General features: G+C 70.8%; 3 protein-coding genes and 2 pseudogenes. 4 read left to right on the top strand and 1 reads right to left on the bottom strand.

The genetic code is table 11. The features are described 5' to 3' along the window. The 3 genes and pseudogenes from RT309_RS14705 to RT309_RS14695 form a co-directional block, all read left to right on the top strand. A pseudogene (locus tag RT309_RS14705) lies at nt 1–400 on the top strand (hypothetical protein); the annotation flags it as partial. Continuing rightward, nucleotides 325–771: an amidase family protein gene (locus tag RT309_RS14700; protein ID WP_313358231.1), complete on the top strand. Its 447-nt coding sequence runs from the start codon at nt 325–327 to the stop codon at nt 769–771. The pseudogene RT309_RS14705 and the gene RT309_RS14700, both read left to right, overlap by 76 nt. A 19-nt stretch (nt 772–790) precedes the next feature. Continuing rightward, the gene (locus RT309_RS14695; protein ID WP_313358229.1) at nt 791–1,441 is read left to right on the top strand and encodes an HAD-IA family hydrolase; all 651 of its coding nucleotides are present in this window, start codon (nt 791–793) and stop codon (nt 1,439–1,441) included. Nucleotides 1,442–1,445: 4 nt separating this feature from the next. Here the strand turns inward: RT309_RS14695 and RT309_RS14690 are convergent, their stop codons facing one another. Beyond that, nucleotides 1,446–1,883, bottom strand: a complete 438-nt coding sequence (locus RT309_RS14690; protein WP_313358228.1) for an Lrp/AsnC family transcriptional regulator — start codon at nt 1,881–1,883, stop codon at nt 1,446–1,448. Between the two features lie 153 nt (nt 1,884–2,036). Between RT309_RS14690 and RT309_RS14685 the strand changes: the two are divergent. Further along, nucleotides 2,037–2,237 (top strand): annotated as a pseudogene (locus tag RT309_RS14685) (pyruvate dehydrogenase (acetyl-transferring) E1 component subunit alpha); the annotation flags it as partial.

Genomic DNA, 2,237 nt, shown 5'->3' with positions numbered 1-2,237 from the left:
ACTCGCGCGCTCGGTCGCGGATGCCGCGCTGCTGCTCGACGTGCAGTGCGCCGGCCGGCCGCATCGCTTCGCGACGCGGGCCCCCGGCTCCGGGCCGTTCCTGACCGCCGCCACGACGCCGTCGTCTCCTGCCCGGATCGGGGTGACCACGGTGTCGCCGTGGGACGACGCCGACGACATCCGCCTCGATGCCGACGCCGCTCGCGCTGTCGAGGTCGCTTCGGCGCTGCTCTCGGATGCCGGCCACGGCGTCGACGGATTCGCCTGGAGTCCCCACGGCTACGCGCAGCTGTTCACGACGCTCTGGCGCACGAGTGCTGCCGGATGGACCTCACGGATGCGGAGCTGGAGCTCGTCGAGCCGATCACCGCCGGGCTCGTGCGCGAGGGGCGCCGGCTGACCGGCGCCGAGGTGCTGCAGGCGCTCGCTGCGGCATCCGCCTTCGAGCAGGAGACGATCGCCGCGTTCGATCCGTTCGACGCGGTGCTCACCCCCGCGCTGGCCCTGCCGCCGCAGCCCGTCGGCTGGTTCGACCGCGACGACCCGGTGCGCGGGTTCTCGCAACAGGTCCGCTATGCGCCGTACAGCAGCTTCGTCAATGTGGCGGGTCTTCCCGCGATCGTCGTCCCGGTCACCACCGACGCGTCGGGGCATCCGGTCAGCGTGCAGCTGATCGGCCGGCCCGGCGGTGAGGCGGCCATCATCTCGCTCGCCGCGAGTCTGCAGGATCTGGCGGGTCCGATGCCGCGACCGGCGATCTGGCGCCGCTGACTCGGCTTACGCTGGGCACATGCCCACGATCCTGCACGCCCGCGCCGTCCTGCTCGACATGGACGGCACCCTCGTCGACTCGACCGCGGTCGTCGAGCGGCTGTGGCTGGAGTGGGCGGAGCCGCACGGAATCGACCCGGATGTCGTGCTGCAGACCGTGCACGGCCGGCAGGGTCATCAGAGCATGGCGCTGCTGCTTCCCGAGCGCGATCACGCCATCAACCTCGTCGAGAATCAGGAGATGCTCGCGCGCGAGAGCGGCGATGTCGACGGTGTGGTCGAGATCGCCGGTGCTGCGGCGTTCCTCGCCGCGCTGCGCGAGCTGCCGCACGCGATCGTCACCTCGGCGAACGTGCCGCTGATGACGGCCCGGATGCAGGCTGCCGGTCTCACCGTGCCCGCTCTCGCGATCACGGCGGAGAGCGTGACCGATTCGAAGCCGCACCCCGAGGGTTTCCTGGCGGCGGCCGCGCAGCTGGGAGTCGACCCGGCCGACTGCGTCGTGTTCGAGGACTCCGAGGCCGGCGTGCAGGCGGGGCTGGCGGCGGGGATGCGGGTGATCGGCGTCGGTGCGCACGCCGCGGCGTTCGGGGCGACGCACGCCGTCGACGACCTGACCCGCGTCAGCGTGACCGCCGACGCGGACGGCTTGCGGCTCACGATCGGCTGAGCGCTCACTCCCGGGTGAAGTCCTCGAAGATCAGCGTCGTGCGGGTCGAGCGGATCGACGGGATCGCCTGGATGTCCTCCAGCACGACACGCCGCAGGTCGCGGGCATCGCTCGCTCGCACGAGAAGGATCACGTCGAAGTCGCCGCCGACGAGAGCCATGTGCTCGACCTCGGGGATCGCGCGCAGCCGCGCCTGCACCTCCTGCCAGCTCGCCTGCTCGATCGCGAGCATGACGTAGGCGGATGCATGGTGCCCGAGCTGCACGGGATCGGTGCGCACCGTGTAGCCGGCGATCACGCCCTGCTCGGTGAGCCGCTTGATGCGCGCGTGCACCCCGGCGCGGGAGATGTGCACGCTGTCGGCGATGTGCGTCATCGACGCCCGGGCGTCGCGGCGCAGCTCGGCGAGGATCGCGTGATCTGTGGCATCGAGCTCGGCCATCGAGCACCGTCCGTTCCGTCAGTAGATGCTGACAGTCTGGCACCAGCATGCGGCATAAGTGAACAATCGTTCGGGAATGCACGGGATCGGTTGGACGGCTGACGAGTCGCGGGCATCCTGGGGTCACCACGTTCGGCAAGGAAGGCGAACCGGATGATGCGAGACGACCTGCTCCCCCGTGACACGCCCGTGCGCCTGATCGATCCGCACGGCGACAGTGTCGACGATCCGCACTACACCGCGCCCGAGACCGACCGGCTGCGCGATGCCTACCGCGCCCTTGTCGAGGGTCGCCGCGTCAACGATCAGGCCAGCGCGCTGGTACGTCAGGGCCGACTGGCAGTGTACCCGTCG

Origin of the sequence: Microbacterium sp. (genome assembly GCF_032084865.1) — a bacterium.
In the GTDB taxonomy this organism is placed as follows: domain Bacteria; phylum Actinomycetota; class Actinomycetes; order Actinomycetales; family Microbacteriaceae; genus Microbacterium.
This window is presented reverse-complemented; position numbering and strand designations above follow the sequence as displayed.

Bases quoted from the DNA above. Each gene is read 5' to 3' on its own strand.
- RT309_RS14695 (WP_313358229.1), top strand. From the start codon at position 791: ATGCCCACGATCCTGCACGCCCGCGCCGTCCTGCTCGACATGGACGGC.
- RT309_RS14690 (WP_313358228.1), bottom strand. From the start codon at position 1,883: ATGGCCGAGCTCGATGCCACAGATCACGCGATCCTCGCCGAGCTGCGC.
- RT309_RS14700 (WP_313358231.1), top strand. From the start codon at position 325: ATGGACCTCACGGATGCGGAGCTGGAGCTCGTCGAGCCGATCACCGCC.